Here is a 23,879-nt window from a genome sequence, read left to right as displayed (position 1 = left end):
GCCCGCGCGAGCCGGCCGAGCGGTGCTCAGCCGGCTGCCTGGTCGCTGTCGCGGAAGGAGCCCCAGCCGTGCCAGCGGTCGATCTCGATCCAGGCGTTCACCCGGCCCCGCTCCCTCTCGGGGTAGGGCCTGCCCCCGTAGTGCCGCGAGAGCCGGTCGATGCCGGACAGGTCGCTGTCGTCGCTCAGCTCCGCGACCCGGCCGATGAGGGTGACGTGGGTGTACCAGTTGGCCTCGTCCAGGACGGTGAGCGTGACCCGCGGGTCGTTGCGGATGTGCTCGAGCCGCTTGCGGCCCTCGTCCATGTTGACCAGCACCCGGCCGTCGTCCCACACGTACCAGGTGGCCGCGGAGACCGGCTGCCCGTCCGCCCGGACGGTGGTGATCACCGCGGGGTTGGGCTTCTCCAGCATGGCGATCGCTGCTTCGGGCAGCGGCGGCTTCGACATCGTCTCTCCTCTCCGTCGCACGACGGCCTGCCGTGCGCGGTTCCTCGACGGGGCGTCGCCCGGTCACGCTGCCACATCGGACCTCCGGGATCCCGCACCGTGTGCCCCGAGTCCGCCACCGGACACGGCCGGACACGAGGAAGGGCCCCCGGCCGGAGCCGGGAGCCCTTCCTCGAGGCGGCGCGTACCTCGGGTCGCGCGGCCCTGCCTCAGGCCTCGCTGGCCCGCAGCATGTCCTCGCGCTCCACGATCTTCACGCGCTCACGGCCCTGCGGGTCGCCCAGCGCCTTCTCCGCCGCGTCCAGCCGGTACCAGCCGTCCCAGGTGGTGTACCGCACCCGGCGCTGCGCGAGGAAGTCCTCGACGGCCTCGGGGGCGGGGGAGGACGGCGTGTGCAGCCGGCCGTTGGCGTGGTCGTCCAGCAGGTTCGCCACCGTCTCGTTGGCGTCGCCCTTGGTGTGGCCGATCAGGCCGATGGGGCCGCGGCGGATCCAGCCGGTGACGTAGGTGGACTGCAGGTGCTCGCCGTTCTCGATCACCCGGCCGCCCTCGTCGGGGACGGTGCCGGTGGCCTCGTCCCAGGGGAGCTTGGGCAGCTCGTCGGACAGGTAGCCCACCGCCCGGTAGACGGCGCCGAGGTCCCAGTCCTTGAACTCGCCGGTGCCCTTGACGTTCCCGGTGCCGTCCAGCGCGGTGCGCTCGGTGCGCAGGCCCACGACCTCGCCGTCCTCGCCGAGGATCTCGACGGGCGACTCGAAGAAGTGCAGGAACAGCTTGTGCGGGCGGTCGCCGACGTCGCGGATCGCCCAGTTCTCCAGCGTCTTGGCGACCATGTCCGCCTGCTTGTTGCCGCGGCGGGTGGCGATCGAGCCCTCGTCGTAGTCGATGTCCTCCGGGTCGACGATGACCTCGATGCTGGGGGAGTGGTCCAGCTCCCGCAGCTCCATCGGGCTGAACTTCGCCTGCGCGGGGCCCCGTCGGCCGAAGACGTGGATCTCCTTGGCCCGGTTGGCCTTGAGCCCGTCGTACACGTTGGCGGGGATCTCGGTGGGCAGCAGTTCGTCGGCCGTCTTGGCCAGGATGCGCGCCACGTCGAGCGCCACGTTGCCGACGCCGAGGACGGCGACCTTCTCGGCGGTCAGCGGCCAGGTGCGCGGGACGTCCGGGTGGCCGTCGTACCAGGAGACGAAGTCGGCGGCGCCGTAGGAGCCCTCGAGGTCGACGCCCGGGATCGGCAGCGCGCGGTCGGCCGTGGCGCCGGTGGAGAAGACCACCGCGTCGTAGAAGGCGCGCAGGTCGTCCAGGGTGATGTCGTTCGGGTAGTCGACGTTGCCGAAGAGGCGGATCTGCGGCTTGTCGAGGACCTGATGCAGCGCGGTGATGATGCCCTTGATGCGCGGGTGGTCGGGGGCGACGCCGTACCGGATGAGGCCGAACGGTGCCGGCATCCGCTCGAAGAGGTCGACGGAGACGCCGGGCTCGGCGGCCACCTCGGACTTGAGCAGCGCGTCGGCGGCGTAGATGCCGGCGGGACCGGCCCCGACGATGGCTACCCGCAGGGGGCGGGACATGTGCGATTTCCCTTCGAGCGATGAACTGACTCGTCGGGAAGCCTAAGCTAAGGCAAGCCTTACCTGGAATGCGGGTCCGCTTTATGGACCCATAAGCGCGGCTTATGCGGGAACCCCCGCAGGCAGGGCGCACAGCACACCTGATGATCCTACTGCTCTCCGGCCGGTCGTCCTCGTCGCCGCGCCGGGTACCGGCAGATGGCTGCATATTGAAGCCATGTTGAGTGATTTCATGTTTTGTTCCTCCGCTCCGTGTCACCAGATCACGTAGGTCCTGCCGCCTCCGGCGGCCCGCGACAGGTGAGAGCGAAGGAACGGAAAACAGGATGACGGAGAGCAACCCCCTGAAGAGGGCTGCGCACAAGATCACCGGCGAGCCCGCCGCCACCGGTCCTCAGGACGGCGTTCCCGGCAAGCCCGGACCCGAGTCGCCGTCGGTCGCCGAGCCGACCGAGCCCAGGGAGCCGCTCCCGCCCAAGGCCGACCAGCGCGGTCCGGCCACCGTGTCGCCGACCGGTCAGGTCACCGGTGTCGACCAGGCCAAGGTCGCCCAGGGCGGGGCCTACCTGACCACCGCGCAGGGCGTGCGGCTGCACGACACCGACCACTCGCTCAAGGCGGGGCCGCGCGGGCCGGTCCTCCTCCAGGACCACCACCTGCGCGAGAAGATCATGCAGTTCGACCACGAGCGCATCCCGGAGCGCGTGGTGCACGCCCGCGGGGCCGGCGCGCACGGCGTCTTCCAGTCGTACGGCACCGCCTCGACCGTCACCAAGGCCGCCTTCCTCGCCAAGGACATCGAGACCGAGGTGTTCGTCCGGTTCTCGACCGTCCTGGGCTCGCGCGGCTCCTCCGACACGGTGCGCGACACCCGCGGCTTCGCCACGAAGTTCTACACGGACGAGGGCGTCTTCGACCTGGTCGGCAACAACATCCCGGTCTTCTTCATCCAGGACGCCATCAAGTTCCCGGACGTCATCCACGCCGGAAAGCCCCACCCGGACCGCGAGATCCCGCAGGCGCAGAGCGCGCACGACACCTTCTGGGACTTCGTCAGCCTGCACACCGAGGCCACCCACCACACCCTGTGGAACATGTCCGACCGCGGCATCCCGCGCTCCTACCGGATGATGGAGGGCTTCGGCGTCCACACCTTCCGGCTGGTCAACGCGGCCGGCGAGACCACCCTGGTCAAGTTCCACTGGAAGCCCAAGCTGGGCGTGCACTCCCTGGTGTGGGAGGAGGCCCAGATCATCAACGGCGTGGACCCCGACTTCCACCGCCGCGACCTCTTCGACTCCATCGAGTCGGGCGCCTACCCGCAGTGGGAACTGGGCATCCAGACCTTCCCGGACACCCCGGACCAGATGTTCGAGGGCATCGACCTGCTCGACCCGACCAACATCGTCCCCGAGGAACTGGCCCCGGTGCAGCCGATCGGCCTGCTCACCCTCAACCGCAACACCTCGAACTTCTTCGCCGAGACCGAGCAGGTCGCCTTCCACGTCGGCCACCTGGTCCCCGGCATCGACGTCACCGACGACCCGCTGCTCCAGGGCCGCCTGTTCTCCTACCTGGACACCCAGCTCACCCGGCTGGGCGGCCCCAACTTCAACCAGCTGCCCATCAACCGCACCCACGTGCCGGTCAACGACATGCAGCGCGACGGCTACCACCAGACCGCCGTCCACCGCGGCGTGGCCCCGTACAAGCCCAACTCCCTCGACGGCGGCTGCCCGTTCACGGCCGGCGCCGACATGGGGGCCTTCGTCGACGTGCCCGTCCAGCTGCCGGAGTCGGTCAAGGTCCGCGCGCAGTCCGAGACCTTCGACGACCACTTCAGCCAGCCGCGGCGGTTCTGGCTCAGCATGAGCCCCGTCGAACGCGAGCACATCATCGCCGCCTACACCTTCGAGCTCGGCAAGTGCTACGAGCAGGCGATCAAGGAGCGCAACCTCCAGATCCTCGCCAACATCGACCCGGTGCTGTGCTCCAAGGTCGCCGAGGGCCTCGGCCTTCCGGCGCCCGAGCCGACCGTGCCGCTCGTGGACGTGCAGCCGAGCCCCGCGCTCTCCCAGGTGGGCGAGGTCTGGCCCGCCGACGGCCGCATGATCGGCATCGTCGCCGCCCCCGACGCCGACCTCGACGGCGTCACGGCGGTCCGCGAGGCCGTCCTCGGCGCGGGCATGGTGCCGCTGGTCGTCGCCCCCACCGGCGGCCCGCTCGGCAGCGGCGGTCTCAAGCCCCAGCGCACCTTCACCACCGCCCGCTCCACCGAGTTCGACGCCGTGCTGGTGGCCGGCGCGCCCGCCGTCGGCAACGACGCCTACGGCGCCCGGGACGCCAAGGCGAACCCGACCGCCGGCCAGTCCGGCCCGGTCGACCCGCGGGTGGTGCTGCTCCTCGCCGAGGCCTTCCGTCATGGCAAGGCCATCGGCGTCTGGGGCGGCGGCGACGCCGCGCTGGCCGCCGCCGGCGTCCCCGCCGACGCGCCCGGCGTCGTCGTGGGCACCAGCGGCCCCTCCACCCTGGAGAAGCTCAGCCGGCTCATGGGCTCCCACCGCGTCTGGGAACGCTTCCCGACCACGGTCTGACCCCATGCGTGGTGGACGGGCGCGCGGCATCCTCCGCCCGCCCGTCCGCCGTCGCTCGTGCCCCGACCCGGCGGTGCCGTTCGCCCCGCGCCCGCCCGGCCGCGCCCACCGCGCCGGTCGAAACCGGGACGAATGGCATCGCCCGGCCGGGGCACGAGCCCACCATCACCTGACGATCCACCGAGGAGGCACCACCGCCATGGCCAAGGCAACCGTTCCCACCCCGAAGTACACCGTCCCCGGCCTGAGCACCGACGACGCCCGCAAGCTGATCGACCTGCTCCGCATGCGGCTGCACGCCCTCAACGACCTCCACCTCACCCTGAAGCACGTCCACTGGAACGTCGTCGGGCCGCACTTCATCGCCGTCCACGAGATGCTCGACCCGCAGGTCGACCGCGTCCGCGACATGGCCGACGACGTCGCCGAACGGCTCGCCGCGCTGGGCGGTGTCGCGCAGGGCACCCCGGGTTCCCTGGTCAAGGAGCGCACCTGGAACGACTACTCGATCGGCCGCGCCGACGCCATCGCCCACCTCGGCGCGCTGGACGTCGTCTACACCGGCATCCTCGAGGCCGTCCGCGAGGGGGTCGAGGTCGCCGGGGAGATCGACCCGGCCACCGAGGACCTGCTGATCGAGCAGCTGCGCGACCTGGAGCAGTTCCAGTGGTTCGTGCGCGCCCACCTGGAGAGCGCGGGCGGCACGCTGGCCACCGCCGACGCCACCACCGAGAAGGACGGCGCCTCCGCCGGCGGCGACGTGTCCTGACCGCCGCCCCCGACGGCCCCGGCCCGGGCGGACGCCCCGCCGCTCAGCGGCGCGGCGCCCGCAGCCGGGCCAGGAACCGCTGCGCCCGCGCCCGGTTGCGCGGATCGGCCGCGGCCCGCCGCGCCTGGTCCATGGTCCGCCGTCCCTGCGGGGTGGCGGACCATTGCTTGAACCGGCGCAGCATGTTCGACAGTGCCATCGTGTGTCCTCCTGTGTCGGGGTGACCCCGTGTCGGGGTGGCCGCGGGGCTTCGCGCCCCGAGTACCGGGTACCCCGCCGCCATGCTGATCGATCTCACCGACCGCACCGCACTGGTCACCGGCTCCTCCCAGGGCATTGGCGCCGCCATCGCCGCCGGCCTGGCCCGCTCAGGAGCGCGGGTCGGCGTCAACGGCCGTGACCCCCGGCGCCTGGAGGAGGCCGTCGCGAACCTCCGACGCCAGGTCCCCGACGGCGAGTTCGTGCCCGTGGCGGCCGACCTCGCCACCGAGGAGGGCGCGGAGACGGCCGTGGGCGCCCTCCCGGAGACGGACATCCTCGTCAACAACCTGGGCGTCTTCGGCGCCCGGCCCGCCCTGGAGATCACCGACGACGAGTGGCGGCGCTTCTTCGAGGTCAACGTGCTCGCCGCCGTCCGCCTCACCCGCGCCCTGCTGCCCGGCATGAAGGAACGCGGGTGGGGCCGAGTCGTGTACATCGCCAGCGACTCCGCCGTGGCCGTCCCCGCCGAGATGATCCACTACGGGACCAGCAAGACCGCCCTGCTCGCCGTGGGCCGGGGCTTCGCCAAGGAGGCCGCGGGCACCGGCGTCACCGTCAACTCCGTGATCGCCGGGCCCACCCACACCGGGGGAGTGGAGACGTTCGTGTACGAACTCGTCGACCCGGACCTCCCCTGGCAGGAGGCCCAGCGGGAGTTCATGCGCCGGCACCGGCCGCAGTCCCTGCTCCAGCGGCTGATCGAACCCGAGGAGATCGCCAACATGGTCGTCTACCTCGCCTCCGACCAGGCGTCGGCCACCACCGGCGGCGCCCTGCGGGTGGACGGCGGCTACGTGGACTCGATCCTGCCCTGACGCGGCCTCATGCGGCCCTCCCCGCCCCGTCGGGAGCGCGACGCGGCCGCCGCGACGGTCCTACGGCAACGGCTGCGCCGCCCAGATGATCTTCCCCTCGGGTGTCCACCGCGTCCCCCACCGCTCGGAGAGCTGCGCCACCAGGAACAGGCCCCGGCCGCCCTCGTCGAAGCCGGCCGCCTGCCGCAGCCGCGGCGCGGTGCTGCCCGCGTCGGACACCTCACAGATCAGCTCGCGCTCGCGCAGCACACGCACCTTCACCGGCCCGCTGCCGTGCCGCAGTGCGTTGGTCACCAGCTCGCTGAGGATCAGCTCCGTGGTGAATGCCTGCTCCTCCAGGCCCCATTCGGTCAGCAGCCGGGTCGCCGCGGCCCGGATGCGGCCCACCGCCGACGGGTCCCGCGGCACGTCCCAGATGGCGATGCGGTCCGGGCCGATCGCCCGGGTGCGCGCCACCAGCACCGCGATGTCGTCCGTCGGCCGCGGAGCGACCCCGTCCAGCACGTCCCGGCAGGTGTCCTCCGGAGACTCGCCGGCCCGCTCCAGCGACGCCCGCAGCAGCTCCAGGCCCGCGTCGATGTCCCGGTCCCGCTCCTCGACCAGCCCGTCCGTGTAGAGGACCAGCCGGCTGCCCTCCTCCAGCTCCACCTCCGCCGTCTCGTACGGCAGACCGCCCAGGCCCAGCGGCGGACCGGCCGGGACCTCGAGGAACTCCACCTGTCCGTCCGGCCGCACCACCGCCGGCGGCAGGTGCCCGGCCCGCGACATCACGCAGCGCCGCGACACCGGGTCGTACACCGCGTACAGGCAGGTCGCCCCCGTGATGGCGGCGCCGCCGCCGGTGTTCTCCTCCTGGTCGATGCGCGCCACCAGCTCGTCCAGCAGCCCCAGCAGCTCCTCCGGGTGCAGGTCCAGGGCGCTGAAGGTGTGCACCGCCGTCCGCAGCCGGCCCATGGTGGCCGCCGCGTGCAGACCGTGCCCCACCACGTCGCCGACCACCAGCGCCACCCGCGCCCCCGACAGCGGCAGCACGTCGAACCAGTCGCCGCCCACCCCGGCCTGCGCCGGAAGGTAGCGGTAGGCCACGTCCAGCGCCTCCTGGTCCGGCAGCCGGCGCGGCAGCAGGCTGCGCTGCAGCGTCACCGCCATCCCGTGCTCGCGGGTGAAGCGCCGCGCGTTGTCGATGGCGACCGCCGCCCGCGTCACCAGCTCCTCGGAGACCGCGAGCTCCTCCTCGTCGAACGGTTCCTTGCGGCGGTCGCGCCAGAAGCCCACCACACCCAGCACCTGGCCGCCGGCCCGCACGGGCACCGCGATCAGCGAGTGCACCCCGTGCTCCAGCAGTTCCGCCCACTGCTCGCGCTCCTGGCCCTCCCAGGCCCGTGACTCCTCCAGCCGGGGCTCCAGCAGCGCCCGGCCGGAGCGCAGCACCCGGGCCTGCGGGGAAGAACCGTCGGCCCGGATCTGCGCACCGAGCGGGAACAGGGGCGCCTCGTCCACGCCGCTGCGCGCCGTGCGGCGCAGCGGCGCCGAGGGGTCCGGCCGCGCCGACGGCTCGTCACCCTCCAGCACCGAGTCGAACAGGTCCACCGTCGCGTGGTCGGCGAACCGCGGGACCACCAGCTCGGCCAGGGCCTCCGCGGTCCGGCCGACGTCCAGGCTGGCGCCGATGCCGAGACCCGCCGCGTACAGCAGGTCCAGCCGCTCCCGGGCGGCCTCCGCGCGGCCGGCCAGCGCCCGCAGCTCCGTGGAGTCCCGCAGCGTCGCCACGGACCCCGACGGGCCGCCGCGCAGCCGGGTCGGCCGCTGGTTCACCACCACCAGGCGGTCGCCGACCGGGTGGACCTCGTCGGTGGCGACCCGTCCCGACATCAGCAGCTCGGCGACGTCCGGGTACAGGCCCAGCTCGCCGACACGGCGGCGGCCGGTGTCCTCCGGCAACTCCAGCAGGCGCTGCGCCTCGTCGTTGGCCAGCAGCAGTTCACCGTCCGAGCCGACGATGACCACGCCCTCGCGCACCGAGTGCAGGACCGCGTCGTGGTGCTCGTACATCCGGGTCATCTCGCGCGGCCCGAGCCCGTGGGTCTGCCGCAGCAGACGCCGGCCCGCCACCGCGGTGCCCGCCGTGGCCAGGGCGAGCGCGAGGCCCGCGGCGCCCAGCAGCAGCGGCAACTGCCGGTCGGCGGTGTTGCCCACGTTCTCCACGGTGATGCCCGCCGACACCAGCCCCACCACCCGGCCCTGCGGGTCCCGCACCGGCACGACCGCCTGCACCAGCCGGCCGATGGTCCCGGTGATCTCCTCCACGACCGGCTCGCCCCGCAGCGCCGGTCCGATCTCGCCGACGAACTTCTTGCCGATGCGGTCGGGCCGGGGATGGGTGTAGCGGATCCCGTCGGTGTTCAGCACCACGACGAAGTCCACCGGCACGCTCCTGCGGACCTCCTCGGCCCGCGGCTGGAGCACCGCCGTCGGGTCGGGGGAGCGCAGTGCCTCCCAGGTGCCCGGTGCCTCGGCGAAGGCGACGGCGACCGCGCGCGAGCGGTTGCGGGCCTCCTCCTCGCTGGCGGCGCGTCCCTGCAGGACGAGCGCCGCGACCGCGGCGAGGACCAGCAGCACGACGATGACCACGTGCACGACGAAGACCTGTGCCGCGACGCTCCGCCGCGACAGGATGCCTGATCGGCCCAGTGGTCGCATAGGCCCCAGTTCTACCCGCAGAGCCCGCGAGCGGCACCTGCGACATGACGGTGGCGCATCAGGATTCCGCCCACGTGTCGGGGCCGCCGCCACGCCAGTCGATCAGGCCGGACGCCGCGACGTCCAGCTCGTCCCAGCCCTGCAGCCCGGCCTCCTGGAGGAAGGCGGTCACGTCCCGCAGTGAATAGGCGGTGCCCAGCACACGCCCGTCCACCCGCACGCGCCGTCCGCCGGACGGCCCGGGCGGCTCCACGACGACCGGTGGCTGCTCGGACATGGCTCCAGCATGGTGCGGGCCGCCGCGCCCCGCATCCGGAGGGCGGCCGTTTCCCCCGCGGGCCCCGGGCAACCCGGAGCGTGCCGACACCGCGGACGGAAGGAAGCGACGATCATGGCAGACCACCGGGACCCCGAGCTGGACGACCTGTGGAACGAGTTCCACACCGTGGTCAACATGACTTCCCGAGAGCTCCAGGACTGGCTGATGACCCGCTCCGCCGGCGAGGACACCGAGGCGCTCCCGGACCGGGCGGGCACCGAGAACGGGCGCCGCGTCCTGGACATCCTCGGCAAGCGCCGCGGCGACCTCACCGGCGACGACCTCCGGGTGATGCGGAAGGTCGTCGACACGGTGACCGCCGAACGCGGCGTCGACATGGAGCCCACGGCGGGCCAGTCGAACTGGCGTCACCGGCTGATGACCCTGGGGCACGACCCCCTCAAGCCGGTGTCCACCTGATCCGGGCCGGTCCCCACCGGATCCGGGCCGGTCCCCACCGGATCCGCCGCGCCGCACCGGGCGGTGGCGTGCCCGGTCCGGTTCCCGCGGGCCCCGGTGCCTTGCTCAGACGGCCGCCCAGCCGCTGTCGACCGGCAGGATCGCGCCGTTGATGCCGACGGCGGCGTCCGAGGCGAGGAAGACGATCGCGGCGGCCTGGTCCTCCGCGGAGGTCACCGAGCCGATGTTGCCGAAGTACGGGGCGATCGTCGCCGGGCCGTGGGCGCCCTGCTCCGCCTCCACCTTGATGTTGGTGGCCACGCCGCCCGGGGCTATCGCGTTGGCACGGATGCCCTTGCCGCGGTACATCACCGCGAGGTTCTTGGTCAGGCCGATCACACCGTGCTTGGAGGCGGTGTAGGCGGCGCCCGCGGCGCTGCCGCGCAGGCCGGCCTCGGAGGCCGTGTTCACGATCGCGCCCTTGCCGGCGGCCAGCATGTGCGGCAGCGCCGCGCGGGTCAGCATGAACGGGGCGGTGAGGTTCACGCGGAGCACGCGGTCCCACTCGGCGTCGGACACGTCGGCCGCCGCGGACATCCGGTCCATGATGCCGGCGTTGTTGACCAGCACGTCCAGGGAGCCGAACTCCTCCACCGCGGTCGCCACGACCCGGTCCACGACACTCTGGTCGCCCAGGTCGCCGGTCACCGCGACCGCCTCGGCGCCGGCGGCCTCCACCAGCTCCACGGTCTCCCGCGCGGTCTCCTCGTTCAGGTCGGCGACCAGCACCTTCGCCCCGGCGGCCGCGAAACGCAGGGCGGCCGCCCTGCCGATGCCGGAACCCGCACCGGTGACGACCACGCTCTTGCCGGCCAGGCCGGTCTCGTTGCTCATTGCTGCTGCTCCCTCGCATCGCCCGGCCACCCCTGCGGCGGCGGGCGCGAGGACGACCGTACCTCTTTCTGTCGCGCCGTGCCGTAAAGGCATCGGATGCCACGAAAGCGTGACGTACAGTGACAGCCCCACGACGGCCCCCGCCTGACGACCCGTGCGGAGCGCCTTCCGCACGTCCAGCGAGGAAGAGAGCGATGGACCACAGACCACCCGCCGTGCCGTCCGCGGCGCGGCCCACGGCCCGGCGCACCGGCAGGCCGCCCCTGACCGAACGGCGCAAGGCCGCCACCCGCCTGGACATCTCCCGGCAGGCCGTGCGCCTGTTCGCCGCCCAGGGCGTCGCCGGCACCTCCGCCGACGAGATCGCGGCCGCGGCCGGCCTGTCCACCCGGACGCTGTGGCGCTACTTCCCCTCCAAGGAGGAGTGCGTCCGGCCGCTGCTCCTGACCGGGCTCGAGGACATCATCGAGCGGCTGCGCGCCTGGCCGCCCGGCGTCACCCTCACCGAGGCCCTGGGCCTGGACGACCCGGCCTCCGGCCGGGACGAGGACAGTGCCGAGGTCGCCCAGCTGGTGCGCCTGACCGCCGGCGAGCCGGGACTGCGCGCCGTCTGGCTGCAGATCCACTCCGAGGCCGCCGACGCCTTCGCCGCGATCCTGGCCGAGCGTGAGGGCCGCGACGCGTCCGACCTCGCCGTCCGGGTGCGGGCCGGCACCCTCAACGTCGCCCTGCGGATCGCCGTCGAGGAATGGGCCCGGCGGGCCGACGGCCCCGCGTCGCCGGCCCTGCGCGACGTGATGCGCGCCGCGCTGGGGCACGCCGCCACCGCCCTGCCCGGCTGACCACCGCTGTGCGATCGTGTCCGCGAACGACGAACGACGAACGACGAACGACGAACGTCGAGCGAAGATCGACATATCGACAGGGAGTCCCGAGTTCCGTGCGTACCGAACCTCCCGCGGCACCGGCGCCCCTGCTGCTGCCCGACGGACGTCCCGCCGCTGCCGCCTGGTCGCTGGACCCGGAGGTCCGGCACCTCAACCACGGCTCCTTCGGCGCCGTCCCGCGCGCCGCGCAGGACGCCCAGGCGGCCCTGCGCCGTCGCATGGAGGCGTCACCCGTCGAGTGGTTCCCCGCGCAGCCCGCGATGATCGCCGAGGCACGCCGGAGGATCGCCGCGCATCTGGGGGCCCCGCACGACGGAACGGCCCTGGTGCCCAACGCCAGCGCGGGCGCCAGCGTCGTCTTCGGCAGCCTGCCGCACCGGGCGGGCGCGGAGATCGTGGTCACCGACCACGGCTACGGCGCCGTCACCATGGGGGCGGCCCGCCTGGCCCGGCGCTGGGGCGGAACCCTGCGCACCGTGCACGTGCCGCTGGAGGCCACCGCCGACGAGGCGTACCGGGCCGTCACCGACGCCTTCACCGACCGCACCGCCCTGGCCGTCGTCGACCACATCACCTCGTCCACCGCCCGCCTGCTGCCCGTCGGGCGCATCGCGGCCGAGGCGCGCCGCCGCGGCGTCACCCTCCTCGTCGACGGGGCCCACGCGCCCGGCATGCTCGCCGACCCGCTGGCGGACCTCGGCGACGTGGACCACTGGGTCGGCAACCTCCACAAGTTCCCCTGCGCGCCGCGCGGCACGGCGGTCCTGGTCGCCCGCACCGAGGCACGCCAGGACCTGTACCCCCTGATCGACTCCTGGGGCGCCACCGAGCCCTTCCCGGAGCGCTTCGACCACCAGGGCACCGTCGACGCCACGCACTACCTGGCGACGCCCGCCGCCCTGGACCTGATCGAGGACACCTGGGGCTGGGACGCCGTGCGCGCCTACGCCACCGCCCTCGGCGACCACGCGCAGCATCTTGTGGCCGCCGCCTTCTCCCGCCTCACCGGCGAGGACCACACCGCACGCGTCGGCATGCCCGCCCCCGCCCTGCGGCTGGTGCGGCTCCCCGACGGCCTGGCGGGCACCCGCGAGGAGGCCGACGCCCTGCGCGACGAGGTGGCCCGCAAGTTGCGTGTCACCGCCGCGTTCACCAGCTTCGGCGGCACCGGCTACGTCCGCCTGTCCACGCACGCCTACAACACGGCGGACGACTACGCCCACTTCGCCGAGACCTGCGTCCCCGTCCTGACCGACTGGGCCCGCGAAAGGCGCGGCTGACGGCCGGAACCGGAGCCGGCGGCCGGACCGCGCGGCTCCGGCGGCCGCCGCCTACAGGCCGAGCGCCAGCCGGTGGTAGGCCTGGTTCCAGCGCAGCTCGCGCCGGAAGGAACGGGTGGTGGTCGACCGGTCGATGAGGGCGAGCTCCACCCGCAGCATCTCCGCCAGGTCGTCCAGGTGCTCCGCGGTGAGGGCCGAGCTGAGGACCGTGTGGTGCGGTCCGCCCGCCGTCAGCCAGGACTCCGTCGAGGTCCGCAGGTCGGGCGTGGGACGCCAGACGGCCCGGGCCACCGGCAGCGCGGGCAGCGGGTGCGGCGGCGCCACCACGTCGATGTCGTTGGCCACCAGCCGGAACCGGTCCCCGAGGTCCGCCAGCCCGACCACCACGGCCGGCCCCGGGGCCGCGTCGAACACCAGCCGCACGGGGTCCTCGCGGCCGCCGATGCCGAGCGGGTGGATCTCGCAGCTGGGCGTGGCGGCGGCCACCGACGGGCAGACCTCGAGCATGTGGGCGCCGAGGATCAGTTCGTTGCCCGGCGTCAGGTCGTAGGTGTAGTCCTCCATGAACGAGGTGCCGCCCGGCAGCCCTTCCGCGGCGGTCTTCAGCGCCCGCAGCAGCACGGCCGTCTTCCAGTCGCCCTCCCCGCCGAAGCCGTAGCCGTCCGCCATCAGCCGCTGCACGGCGATGCCCGGCAGCTGCCGGAGGCCGCCCAGGTCCTCGAAGTTGGAGGTGAACGCCCCGAAGCCGCCCTCGGTCAGGAAGGACCGCAGTCCGGCCTCGATCCGCGCCGCGTAGCGCAGCGCCTCGTGCCGCTCCCCGCCCGTGCGCAGCTCCGGCGCCACCTTGTAGGCGTCCTCGTACTCCGCGACCAGGGCCGTGACCGCCTCCTGCGGCGCCCCGTCCACCGCCTCGACCAGGTCGTTGACCCCGTAGGTGTTCACGGACACGCCGAGGCGAAGCTGCGCCTCCACCTTGTCCCCCTCGGTGACCGCCACGTCGCGCATGTTGTCGCCGAAGCGGGCGACCTTGAGGGTGGCCAGCTCGGCACGGGCGGCCGCGGCGCGCGCCCAGACGGCGACCCGCGCGACCGTCAGCGGGTCGCTGACGTGGCCGGCCACCGTCTTGCGCGCCACCCCGACCCTGCCCTGGACGTGGGCGAACTCGCGGTCGCCGTGGGCGGCCTGGTTGAGGTTCATGAAGTCCATGTCGATGGTGTCCCAGGGAAGGGCCACGTTCGACTGGGTGTGCAGGTGCAGCAGCGGCTTGCGCAGGGCGTCCAGGCCGGCGATCCACATCTTGGCCGGGGAAAAGGTGTGCATCCAGGTGATCAGACCGATGCACGCGTCGTCGGCGTTGGCGTCGAGACAGGCACGGCGGATCGCGGAGGCGTCGGTCAGCACCGGCTTCCAGACGACGCGCACGGGCAGCTCCGGCGCCTCGTCCAGCACGGCGGCGATCCGCTGCGACTGCTCGGCGACCTGCTTGAGGGTGTCCTCGCCGTACAGCCCTTGGCTGCCGGTGAGGAACCAGATCTCGCGGACGGAGGAATTGAGGCTCTTGGGGCTCTGCACGAGGACTCCTGGTGGCGTGGTGGTCCGAGAGTGGACGGGGCGGGGAAGGGCGGCGGGGCGGGCCGGGGAGGGGGACAGGCGCGGCGGTGTCAGCCGTCGGCGAGCGCCGCGTCGCGCAGCCTCCGCAGGCGGTGCAGCTGGTCGCCGTCCGCGAAGCGGTCGTGCAGCAGCCGGTACTCGGCGAACAGCGCGTCGTAGGCGTCCGCCCGGCCGGTGTCAGGAACGAACACGTCGCGCCGCAGCCGGCCCATCGCTGCCGTGGCCGTGCGCACGTCGGGATGGGCGCCCGCCGCCACGGCGGCGTGGACCGCCGACCCCAGGGCCGGCCCCTGACCGGACGCCGCGAGGGAGACCGGACGGCGCAGCACGTCCGCGTAGATCTGCATCAGCAGCTCGTTCTTCGCCAGCCCGCCGGCCACCACGAACTCGTGCACCGGGACGCCGCCGTTCTCCAGCGTCTCGACGATGACGCGGGTGCCGAACGCGGTGGCCTCCAGCATCGCCCGGTAGACGTCCTCCGGCCGGGTGGCCAGGGTCAGGCCCATGATGACGCCGGAGAGGTGGTGGTCGACCAGGACGGAACGGTTGCCGTTCAGCCAGTCCAGCGCGACCAGGCCGTGCGCGCCGACCGGCTGGCCGGCGGCCTTGCGGGTCAGCAGGGCGTGCAGGTCCTCGCCGCGGGCGTCCGCCTCCTCCTGGTACTCGCGCGGCACGCCCTGACGCAGCACCCAGGCGAAGATGTCGCCCACCGCGCTCTGTCCGGCCTCGTAACCGTAGGCGCCGTCCACGATGCCGCCGTTCACGACACCGCAGACGCCGGGGATCTCGGCCAGCACCGACGAGTTGATCACGTGACAGGTGGACGTGCCCATGATGGCCAGCAGCCGCCCGTTCTCCACCGCCTGGGCGGCCGCCGCGGTGACATGGGCGTCGACGTTGCCGGCCGCCACCGCGATGCCCGGCCTCAGACCCGTCCAGGCGGCCGCCTCCTCGGTGAGCGACCCCACCCGTGAGCCCAGCGGGGACAGCGGGAACTCCAGCCGCGTCCGGGCGAAGTCGGCGAAGTCCGGGTTCAGGGCGGCCAGGTACTCCTCGGACGGGTAACCGCCGTCCTGGTGGATGCCCTTGTATCCGGCGGTGCAGGCGTTGCGCGACTCGCGGCCGGTGAGCTGCCAGACGATCCAGTCCGCCGCCTCGATCCAGCGCACGCAGGCCGCGTAGACCTCGGGGTCCTCCTCGAGCAGCTGGAGCGCCTTGGCGAACTGCCACTCGGCGGAGATCTTCCCGCCGTACCGTCCGATCCACTTCTCGCCGCGCTCATGGGCCAGCGCGTTGATCCGGTCGGCCTGCGGCTGCGCCGCGTGGTGCTTCCACAACTTGGGCCAGGCGTGCGGCCGTCCGCCCAGCGGCGTCTCGGTCAGCGGAGTCCCGTCGGCCAGCGTGGGCAGCACCGTGCAGGCCGTGAAGTCGGTGGCGACGCCGATGATCGCGCGCGGGTCGACGCCGGACGCGGCGACCGCCGCCGGCACCGCCTCGCGCAGCACGTCACGCCAGTCCTCGGGGTGCTGGAGCGCCCAGTCGGGTGGCAGCGGGGCGTCCGAGCCGGGCAGCCGCTCCTCGATCACGCCGTGCCGGTACTCGTGGACCGCGGAGGCCAGTTCCTCACCGTCGCGGACCCGCACCACCACGGCGCGCCCCGAGAGGGTGCCGAAGTCGACGCCCACGGTGTACCGCTCGGCACCCTCGGGCAGGTCGTCGGCGGAGTCGGGGGCGGACGGGGGAGGAGGGGCAGAGGTCACGGAGATGCCTTTCGGGTGGCCGTTGGGCCGCGGAGGGGCTCTTCGGAGCCCGTCGTAGGCGCGTGCGGGGGACACCGAAGTGTTAGCGCTCACAATCTCTCGGCGCAAGAGGCGTGCGGAGAGTGAGCATCTCCTGCGCGCGCGGAGTTGACGCGTTCGCACGCCTGAGGGTGTCACGGCGAGTCACGGAAAGATAACGCGCGCAAGGGGATTGAGAACCTGTCTTGTTAGCGCTCACAATGCGACGGCGCGCCCTCCGTGAGGAGGCCGCCCTTCGCGCGGCCGGTGTTCGGTCGCATCGACGGCACCCTCCGTGCACCTCGAAAGGACACACGTCATGGCCCGCAGAGCCGCTCTCGCCCTCAGCACGGTCCTCCTTCTCGCCACCTCGACGCTGACAGCCTGTTCCACCGAGGCGCCCGACTCCGAGAAGGCCGGGGGAGGGGACTCGGACGGCAAGATCACCCTCGGCTTCGCCCAGGTCGGCGCGGAGAGCGGGTGGCGGACGGCCAACACCAAGTCCGTCCAGGAGGCGGCGAAGAAGGCCGGCATCACCCTCAAGTTCTCCGACGCCCAGCAGAAGCAGGAGAACCAGATCAAGGCGATCCGCGGCTTCATCCAGCAGAAGGTCGACGTCATCGCCTTCTCGCCGGTCGTGGAGTCCGGCTGGGACACCGTGCTCAAGGAGGCCAAGGACGCCGGCATCCCGGTGATCCTCACCGACCGCGCGGTCGACAGCAAGGACACCTCGCTCTACAAGACCTTCCTCGGCTCGGACTTCGTGAAGGAGGGCAGGTCGGCGGGCGAGTGGCTGACCAAGGAGTACGCGGACGAGAAGGGCCCCGTCAACATCGTCGAGCTGCAGGGCACCACCGGTTCCGCGCCCGCCAACGACCGCAAGGCCGGCTTCGCCGAGATCGTCGGCAAGGACGACAAGTTCAAGGTCGTCGCCTCGCAGACCGGTGACTTCACCCGCGCCAAGGGCAAGGAGGTCATGCAGGCCTTCCTGAAGTCCCACAAGGACATCGACGTGCTCTACGCGCACAACGACGACATGGCCCTGGGCGCCATCCAGGCCATCGAGGCGGCCGGCAAGAAGCCCGGCAAGGACATAAAGATCATCTCCGTCGACGGCATCAAGGACGCCTTCGTCGCCATGACCGAAGGCAAGATCAACGTCGTGGTGGAGTGCAACCCGCTCCTCGGCGACCAGCTGATGGACCTCGCCAAGAAGGTCGTCGACGGCCAGGAGGTGCCGACCCGGGTCGAGACCGAGGAAGGCGTCTTCACCCAGGACCAGGCCGAAGAGGCCCTGCCCACCCGCCAGTACTGAGGCGACCGGAACCGGCGCCGGAGGGGGCACGCACCGCCCCCTCCGGCGTCACCGCCACACGAGTGAGAGGAGGGCGGATGACAGCCCCGTCCACCCCGGCAGTGCCGGACGCCGGCGAGCGGCGGCCCGTCCTGGAGGCCACCGGCATCCGCAAGCAGTTCCCGGGCGTCCTCGCCCTGGACGGGGTCGCCCTGCGGCTCCACCCCGGCGAGGTCCACGCCCTGATGGGCGAGAACGGCGCCGGCAAGTCCACCCTGATCAAGGTGCTCACCGGCGTGCACGCGGCCGACGAGGGCACCCTGCTCGTCGACGGCCGGCCGGGGACCTTCGCCGACCCTCTCCAGGCCCTGCAGGCGGGCATCAGCACCGTCTACCAGGAGGTCAACCTCTGCCCCAACCTCTCGGTGGCGGAGAACATCCTCATCGGACGTGAACCCCGGCGCCTCGGACTGGTCCACTGGAAGGCCCTCAAGCGGCGCGCGGCCGAACTCCTCACCGAGCTGGACCTGGACCTCGACGTGTCCTCCCCGCTCGGCTCCCACTCCCTTGCGGTGCAGCAACTCGTCGCCATCGTGCGGGCCGTGGACGTCTCCGCCAAGGTGCTCGTCCTGGACGAGCCCACCTCCAGCCTCGACCGCGACGAGGTCGCCCAGCTCTTCGCCCTGGTCCGCCGGCTGCGCGACCGCGGGGTCGCCATCCTCTTCGTGACCCACTTCCTCGACCAGGTCTTCGAGCTCTGCGACCGGGTCACCGTGCTGCGCAACGGCCGCCTCCAGGGCGAGTACGCCATCGGCGAACTCACCCCGGTCACCCTGGTGCAGCACATGATCGGCGGCGAACTCGCCACCCTCGAGGAGCTCTCCGAGCAGGCCCACGAGGAGGCGGCCGAACGCGCCGCGGGCGAACCCCTCCTCCAGGCCCGCGCACTGGGACGCAAGGGATCCGTCGAGCCCTACGACCTCGACATCCACCCCGGCGAGGTCATCGGCCTCGCGGGCCTCCTCGGATCCGGCCGCACCGAGGCCGCCCGCCTGCTGTTCGGCGCCGACAGCGCCGACAACGGCCAGGTGACCGTCGACGGGAAGGCCGTCTCCCTGCGGTCGCCCCGCCACGCCGTCACCCACAAGATCGCCTTCTGCTCGGAGAACCGCAAGACCGAGGGCGTCTTCGGCGAGCTGACGATCCGCGAGAACATCGTCCTGGCGCTCCAGGCCGCACGCGGCTGGACGCGCCCGCTGTCCCGCGCCCGGCAGGAGGAGCTCACCCGCCGCTGGATCGAGGCCCTCGACATCCGGCCCGCCAACCCCGAGGCCCAGCTGCGCAACCTCAGCGGCGGCAACCAGCAGAAGGTGCTGCTCGCCCGCTGGCTGCTGACCGAACCCCGGCTGCTCATCCTCGACGAGCCCACCCGCGGCATCGATGTCGGAGCCAAGGCGGAGATCCAGAAACTCGTCGCGCGCCTCGCCGCGGACGGCACCGCCGTGCTGTTCGTCTCGGCGGAACTCGAAGAGGTGCTGCGCCTGAGCCACCGCGTCGCCGTCCTGCGGGACCACCGCATGGTGGCCACCCTCGTCAACGACGACAGCGTCACCCCCGACCGCATTCTGGCCACCATCGCCACCGGAGCGGACTCATGACCAACCCGCCCGACCGGTCCCCGCGGACCGGTCCGCCCGGCGCGCCCACCGGGGCCGCACCCGGAACCGCACCTGGCGCCGCACCCGGTGCCGTCCTCAAGCGGCTGGCCGGACACCGGCTGCTGTGGCCCTCGCTGGTGCTGCTCGCCCTGCTGCTCGGCAACCTCGTCTTCACCCACGACTTCTTCGACGTCCGGGTGCAGGACGGACACCTCTACGGCAGCCTGATCGACATCCTCCAGTTCGGTGCGCCGCTCACCCTGGTCGCGCTCGGCATGACCATGGTGATCGCCACCCGCGGCATCGACCTGTCGGTCGGCTCCACCGTGGCCATCGCCGGCGCCCTCGCCTGCGAGCACATCGCCGGCTCCGCCGACCCCGGCAGCGCCGGCACCGTGCTCACCGCCGTCGCCGTCGCGCTGGGCGTGGCGGTCGTCCTCGGCCTCTGCAACGGCCTGCTCGTCGCCCGCCTCGGCGTACAGCCCATCGTCGCCACCCTGATCCTGATGGTCGCCGGCCGCGGCGTGGCCCAGCTGATCACCGACGGGCAGATCATCACGGTGAGCAGCGCCAAGTTTCACATGATCGGCGGGGGTTACTGGCTGACCCTGCCCTTCGCCGTCCTGCTCGCCGCGGTGGTCGTCGCGCTCACCGCCGTCGTCACCCGGCGCACCGCGCTCGGCCTGCTCATCGAGGCCGTCGGAGGCAACCCCGCCGCCGGCCGTCTGACCGGCATCCGCGCGGCCGGGCTGCTGACGCTGGTCTACGTCTTCAGCGCGGTGTGCGCGGCCGTCGCGGGCCTGATGATCAGCTCCAACGTCTCCGCCGCGGACGGCAACAACGCCGGCCTGTGGATCGAGCTCGACGCCATCCTCGCCGTGGTGATCGGCGGCACCGCCTTGACCGGTGGCCGCTTCTCCCTCGGCGGCACCGTCCTGGGCGCGCTCGTCATCCAGACCCTCTCCACCACCGTCTACACCCTCGGCGTCCCGCCCGAGACCACCCTCGTGTTCAAGGCCTTCGTCGTCATCGCGGTCTGCCTCGTGCAGTCGCCGGTCTTCCGGGCCAAGCTGGCGCGCCGACGCGGGAGCCGGCCCGCCCGATCCGACAGCAAGGCGGCCGCCGCCGGCCCGCAGCAGGAGGTCCGCGCATGAGCACCGGCACCGTCACCAAGGCCGCGCGCCTCGGCCGCCCGTTCACCCGCACCGGCTCACGCGTCACGGGCAGCCGCATCCCCCTGCTCGTCACCGCGGTGCTGCTGGTGGCGATGTTCACCGTCGGATCGCTGCGCTACGACGGCTTCTTCTCCACCCAGGTCGTCCTCAACCTGCTGATCGACAACGCCTTCCTGCTGGTCGTCGCCGTCGGCGCCACCTTCGTCATCCTCACCGGCGGCATCGACCTGTCGGTCGGCTCCATGGTGGCCCTGTCCACGATGATCACCGCCTCGCTCGTCGAGCACCACGGCTGGTCCCTGGGCGCCACGATCCCGCTCGTCCTGGCGATCGGCGCCGCGGGCGGCGCGCTGATGGGCTGGATCATCCACACCTTCGAGATCCAGCCGTTCATCGTCACGCTGGCCGGCATGTTCCTCGCCCGAGGGCTCTGCTACACCATCAGCACCGAGTCCATCACCATCGACGACCCCACCACGGTCTCCATGGCCCAGACCCGGCTGTACGGCTCAGGTGGCCTCTTCGTCTCCGTGTCCGTCGTCATCGCCCTGGCCGTCCTGCTGATCGCCTTCGTCGTCCTGCACCACACCCGCTTCGGCCGCGGGGTGTACGCGCTGGGCGGCAACGAGTCCTCGGCGCGGCTGATGGGCCTGCCGGTGGGGCCCACGAAGATCGCGGTCTACGCCGTCAGCGGCCTCTGCTCGGCCCTCGGCGGCGTGCTGATGACCTTCTACATGCTGTCCGGGTACGCCCTGCACGCCATGGGCATGGAACTGGACGCCATCGCCGCGACGGTCATCGGCGGAACGCTGCTCACCGGCGGCTCCGGCTTCGTCCTGGGCACCGCGCTCGGGGTCCTGGTGCTCGGCATGATCCAGACCGTCATCAACTTCCAGGGCACGCTGAGCTCCTGGTGGACCCGGATCGTCATCGGCGGACTGCTGCTGGTGTTCATCGTGCTCCAGCGTCTGATGACGGGGCGCCGCGCCGAGACCGACTGAGCGCCGGCCCCGGTCGGGCACGCGGCGGCCGTGGCCGCCGTGCACCCCGACCGGGACGCGCCCGCACCGAACGCCGCACCGAACGCCGCCGGGCGCCGGGACGCACGCCACCGCGGTGGCCGCGGTCCGGCGCCCGGCGGCGTTCGGTCACCTCGACGGGGCTCGGTCGTCGCCGGGACCTCGGTCGGCTCGGTCCGTTCGCTCTCCTCGGTTCGCTTCGACCGCTTCGACCGCTTCGGACGCCTCGGTCGCCTCAGCCGCGAGGCGCCTCGGCCGCCTCAGTCGCGCGGGGGCTCGCGTCGCGCCGTGCTGGCCCGCACGATCAGCTCGGGGGCCAGGGTGTGGTGGGCGACCCCCTCCGCCGTCCCCTCGATGTACTCCAGCAGCAGGCCGATGCTGCTCCGCCCCAGGGAGGCGAAGTCCTGGCGCACGGTGGTCAGCGGCGGGGGGAAGAACTCGGCCTCGGGGATGTCGTCGAACCCGGCGACCGCCACGTCCGCCGGGGTGCGCAGCCCCGCCTCGCGGAACGCCCGCAGCACCCCCAGCGCCATCTGGTCGTTGGCGACGAACACCGCCGTGAGGCCGCCCGCCCGGCCGGATGAGGCCAGCACCCGGCCCGCGAGCTGCTGGCCCGCCTGGTAGCCGGACAGCGGGCTCCAGTCCCCCCGCAGCAGCGGCGGCGCCTCCACGCCGGCGTCCCGCAGCGCCGCCTCCCAACCGGCGGTGCGCGCCTCGCTCTCCAGCCAGTCCGCGGGGCCGGCCACGTGCCAGACGGTGGAGTGCCCGGTCGTCAGCAGGTGCTCGGTGACCATGCGGGCGCCCAGGTGCTGGTCCAGCGAGACCCCGGGCAGGTCCAGGTCGTGGCCGCCCTCGACGGTGACCACCGGGCACGGGGCCTCCAGCGCCGCGAGCGCCCGCACGGCGTCGCGCCAGGGAGTGATGGCGACTATCCCCTCCACGCCCCATCCCGCCAGGTGCTGCACCGCCTCGGTGAGCGCCTCCTCGGTGGCCGCCCGCAGGGTGACGGCGGAGGTCAGGTACCCCCGCTCGCGCGCGGCCTCCTGCACCCCGGCGAGCGTGCTGGCGGGGCCGTGCAGCGTGGTGTTCACCGCGATGACGCCGAGCGTGTGCGTCCGCCGCGTCGCGAGGGCCCGGGCCGCCGAGTTGCGTCGGTAACCCAGTCGCTCGACGACCTCCGTCACCACGGCGCGGGTCCTGGCGCTCACGTTCGGGTGTCCGCTGAGCACGCGCGAGACCGTCTGGTGCGAGACGCCGGCGACCCGGGCGACGTCCGCCATCGTGGGCGCCTTGGAGCCGTCCGGTTGCTGGATCAATCCTCTTCCCTCCTCGATGGGCGGCCCGCCCGGGTGCGCCGCCCCGCGCGCGCGGAGCACCCTTGCTGCGGGCCGGCCCGTGGCCCATCCTGTGCGCGCCCGATGCGAGCGCTCACATCATGATCGCAGCCAACCTCTTCTTCGGACACCGCAACTTCGTCCCCACCCTTGAGTCGGCGCCATGTTAGCGCTCACAATTCTGGGGCCCACCCACAACGGCGGCCGCTTTCCGCGAGAACACTCACGGTGGCCGGGCCGTCGATCCCGGAAGGACGGTGAGAGCGTAGTGAACGCAACGCCCCTCAGGAGCCTGCGTCGAGAGGTCCTGGCGGCCAACCTCCGCATCCCCGAGGCCGGCCTCGCGACCCTCACCTGGGGGAACGTGAGCGGCGTGGACAGGGAGGCGGGAGTCTTCGTCATCAAGCCGTCCGGGGTCTCCTACGCCGACCTCACCGAGGAGGACCTGGTCGTGGTGGCCCTCGACGACGGCCGGGTCGTCGAGGGCGCCCTCAGGCCCTCCACCGACACCGAGACCCATCGCTGCCTCTACCTGGCCTTCCCGTTCATCGGCGGCGTCACCCACACCCACTCCACCCACGCCGTCGCCTTCGCGCAGGCCCGGCGGTCCATCCCCGTCCTGGGCACCACCCACGCGGACACCTTCAACGGCCCGGTCCCGGTCACCGAGGACCTGACCCCCGAACAGTGCGCCAGCGACTACGAGTTCAACACGGGGCAGGTCATCGTCCAGATGCTCCGGTCCGACCCGCGGCGGGCCGAGGAGGTCCCCGGCGCGCTGGTGTCCCGCCACGGCCCCTTCACCTGGGGCCCGACGGCCACCGCCTCCCTGGAGAACGCCGTCGTCTGCGAGGCCGTCGCCGAGATGGCCCTGCACACCCTCGCCCTCGGCGCCCGCCTGGGCGCCCCCTCCGAGCCGCCGCCGCACCTCCTGGAGCGCCACTACACCCGTAAGCACGGTCCCGGCGCCTACTACGGCAACGCCGACGCGGTTCCCGCCGTCTGAGGCGGGCGGGGGGGGGGGCGCCCGGCGCCCACATGCGGCGGGGGTGTATGGCCCCGCCAATCAGCA

The 23,879-nt window shown here is 72.9% G+C and carries 20 protein-coding genes; 11 read left to right on the top strand and 9 right to left on the bottom strand.

Annotated features, from left to right (window positions below):
- Positions 1–26 precede the first annotated feature (26 nt).
- Positions 27–449: a PPOX class F420-dependent oxidoreductase gene (locus ABT026_RS30790; RefSeq protein WP_351118488.1), complete on the bottom strand. Its 423-nt coding sequence runs from the start codon at positions 447–449 to the stop codon at positions 27–29.
- A 209-nt stretch (positions 450–658) separates the two neighbouring features.
- Positions 659–2,020, bottom strand: a complete 1,362-nt coding sequence (locus tag ABT026_RS30785) for an FAD-dependent oxidoreductase (protein WP_351118487.1) — start codon at positions 2,018–2,020, stop codon at positions 659–661.
- A 326-nt stretch (positions 2,021–2,346) separates the two neighbouring features.
- Here ABT026_RS30785 and ABT026_RS30780 point away from each other — a divergent pair, with 326 nt between their 5' ends.
- Positions 2,347–4,614, top strand: coding sequence for a catalase (locus tag ABT026_RS30780; RefSeq protein ID WP_351118486.1), 2,268 nt, complete (start codon positions 2,347–2,349; stop codon positions 4,612–4,614).
- A gap of 199 nt (positions 4,615–4,813) precedes the next feature.
- The gene (locus ABT026_RS30775; RefSeq protein WP_351118485.1) at positions 4,814–5,383 is read left to right on the top strand and encodes a Dps family protein; all 570 of its coding nucleotides are present in this window, start codon (positions 4,814–4,816) and stop codon (positions 5,381–5,383) included.
- A gap of 43 nt (positions 5,384–5,426) precedes the next feature.
- On the opposite strand, the gene ABT026_RS30770 is transcribed toward ABT026_RS30775, so the two are convergent.
- Positions 5,427–5,582 carry a hypothetical protein gene (locus tag ABT026_RS30770; protein WP_351118498.1) on the bottom strand — a complete coding sequence of 52 codons (156 nt, stop codon included), beginning with the start codon at positions 5,580–5,582 and terminating at the stop codon, positions 5,427–5,429.
- 82 nt (positions 5,583–5,664) lie between these two features.
- On the opposite strand from ABT026_RS30770, the gene ABT026_RS30765 reads away from it, so the two are divergent.
- Positions 5,665–6,459 (top strand): SDR family NAD(P)-dependent oxidoreductase, encoded by a 795-nt coding sequence (locus tag ABT026_RS30765; protein WP_351118484.1) that lies wholly within the window; start codon positions 5,665–5,667, stop codon positions 6,457–6,459.
- A 60-nt stretch (positions 6,460–6,519) separates the two neighbouring features.
- Here ABT026_RS30765 and ABT026_RS30760 read toward each other — a convergent pair whose 3' ends face one another.
- Positions 6,520–9,159: a SpoIIE family protein phosphatase gene (locus tag ABT026_RS30760; RefSeq protein ID WP_351118483.1), complete on the bottom strand. Its 2,640-nt coding sequence runs from the start codon at positions 9,157–9,159 to the stop codon at positions 6,520–6,522.
- Between the two features lie 58 nt (positions 9,160–9,217).
- Complete coding sequence (locus tag ABT026_RS30755; protein ID WP_351118482.1) at positions 9,218–9,436, bottom strand: hypothetical protein; 219 nt, start codon at positions 9,434–9,436, stop codon at positions 9,218–9,220.
- 114 nt (positions 9,437–9,550) lie between these two features.
- Between ABT026_RS30755 and ABT026_RS30750 the strand changes: the two genes are divergently transcribed.
- Positions 9,551–9,898 (top strand): DUF3140 domain-containing protein, encoded by a 348-nt coding sequence (locus tag ABT026_RS30750; RefSeq protein WP_351118481.1) that lies wholly within the window; start codon positions 9,551–9,553, stop codon positions 9,896–9,898.
- Between the two features lie 105 nt (positions 9,899–10,003).
- Here ABT026_RS30750 and ABT026_RS30745 read toward each other — a convergent pair whose 3' ends face one another.
- Positions 10,004–10,771 (bottom strand): SDR family NAD(P)-dependent oxidoreductase, encoded by a 768-nt coding sequence (locus ABT026_RS30745; RefSeq protein ID WP_351118480.1) that lies wholly within the window; start codon positions 10,769–10,771, stop codon positions 10,004–10,006.
- Between the two features lie 194 nt (positions 10,772–10,965).
- On the opposite strand from ABT026_RS30745, the gene ABT026_RS30740 reads away from it, so the two are divergent.
- Together ABT026_RS30740 and ABT026_RS30735 are read left to right on the top strand one after the other, a co-directional pair.
- Complete coding sequence (locus tag ABT026_RS30740) at positions 10,966–11,613, top strand: TetR/AcrR family transcriptional regulator (RefSeq protein ID WP_351118479.1); 648 nt, start codon at positions 10,966–10,968, stop codon at positions 11,611–11,613.
- 98 nt (positions 11,614–11,711) lie between these two features.
- Positions 11,712–12,938, top strand: coding sequence for an aminotransferase class V-fold PLP-dependent enzyme (locus ABT026_RS30735; protein ID WP_351118478.1), 1,227 nt, complete (start codon positions 11,712–11,714; stop codon positions 12,936–12,938).
- A 51-nt stretch (positions 12,939–12,989) separates the two neighbouring features.
- Here ABT026_RS30735 and araA read toward each other — a convergent pair whose 3' ends face one another.
- Both araA and araB read right to left on the bottom strand, forming a co-directional pair.
- A complete protein-coding gene (gene araA / locus ABT026_RS30730) occupies positions 12,990–14,510 on the bottom strand; it encodes an L-arabinose isomerase (RefSeq protein WP_351118477.1) in 1,521 nt (506 codons plus the stop codon).
- 89 nt (positions 14,511–14,599) lie between these two features.
- On the bottom strand, positions 14,600–16,261 hold the full coding sequence (gene araB, locus ABT026_RS30725) for a ribulokinase (protein WP_351118496.1): 1,662 nt from the start codon (positions 16,259–16,261) through the stop codon (positions 14,600–14,602).
- 385 nt (positions 16,262–16,646) lie between these two features.
- Between araB and ABT026_RS30720 the strand changes: the two genes are divergently transcribed.
- The 4 genes from ABT026_RS30720 (at position 16,647) to yjfF (ending at position 21,455) form a co-directional block, all read left to right on the top strand.
- Positions 16,647–17,642: an ABC transporter substrate-binding protein gene (locus ABT026_RS30720; protein WP_351118476.1), complete on the top strand. Its 996-nt coding sequence runs from the start codon at positions 16,647–16,649 to the stop codon at positions 17,640–17,642.
- Positions 17,643–17,719: 77 nt separating this feature from the next.
- Positions 17,720–19,279, top strand: coding sequence for a sugar ABC transporter ATP-binding protein (locus ABT026_RS30715; RefSeq protein ID WP_351118475.1), 1,560 nt, complete (start codon positions 17,720–17,722; stop codon positions 19,277–19,279).
- Positions 19,276–20,433: an ABC transporter permease gene (locus tag ABT026_RS30710; protein ID WP_351118474.1), complete on the top strand. Its 1,158-nt coding sequence runs from the start codon at positions 19,276–19,278 to the stop codon at positions 20,431–20,433. Before ABT026_RS30715 ends, ABT026_RS30710 begins: the two co-directional genes overlap by 4 nt.
- Positions 20,430–21,455 (top strand): galactofuranose ABC transporter, permease protein YjfF, encoded by a 1,026-nt coding sequence (gene yjfF, locus ABT026_RS30705; protein WP_351118473.1) that lies wholly within the window; start codon positions 20,430–20,432, stop codon positions 21,453–21,455. The genes ABT026_RS30710 and yjfF overlap by 4 nt, the downstream gene beginning before the upstream one ends.
- A gap of 278 nt (positions 21,456–21,733) precedes the next feature.
- Here yjfF and ABT026_RS30700 read toward each other — a convergent pair whose 3' ends face one another.
- On the bottom strand, positions 21,734–22,753 hold the full coding sequence (locus ABT026_RS30700; RefSeq protein ID WP_502968086.1) for a LacI family DNA-binding transcriptional regulator: 1,020 nt from the start codon (positions 22,751–22,753) through the stop codon (positions 21,734–21,736).
- A gap of 322 nt (positions 22,754–23,075) precedes the next feature.
- Between ABT026_RS30700 and araD the strand changes: the two genes are divergently transcribed.
- Positions 23,076–23,813 (top strand): L-ribulose-5-phosphate 4-epimerase AraD, encoded by a 738-nt coding sequence (gene araD, locus ABT026_RS30695; protein ID WP_351118471.1) that lies wholly within the window; start codon positions 23,076–23,078, stop codon positions 23,811–23,813.
- The last annotated feature ends 66 nt before the right edge of the window (positions 23,814–23,879 follow it).

The organism is Streptomyces sp. NPDC002734 (genome assembly GCF_040295685.1).
Taxonomy (GTDB): Bacteria; Actinomycetota; Actinomycetes; order Streptomycetales; family Streptomycetaceae; genus Streptomyces.
The sequence above is the reverse complement of the archived record's forward strand: the minus strand, read 5'-3'. Positions and strand labels throughout refer to the sequence as shown.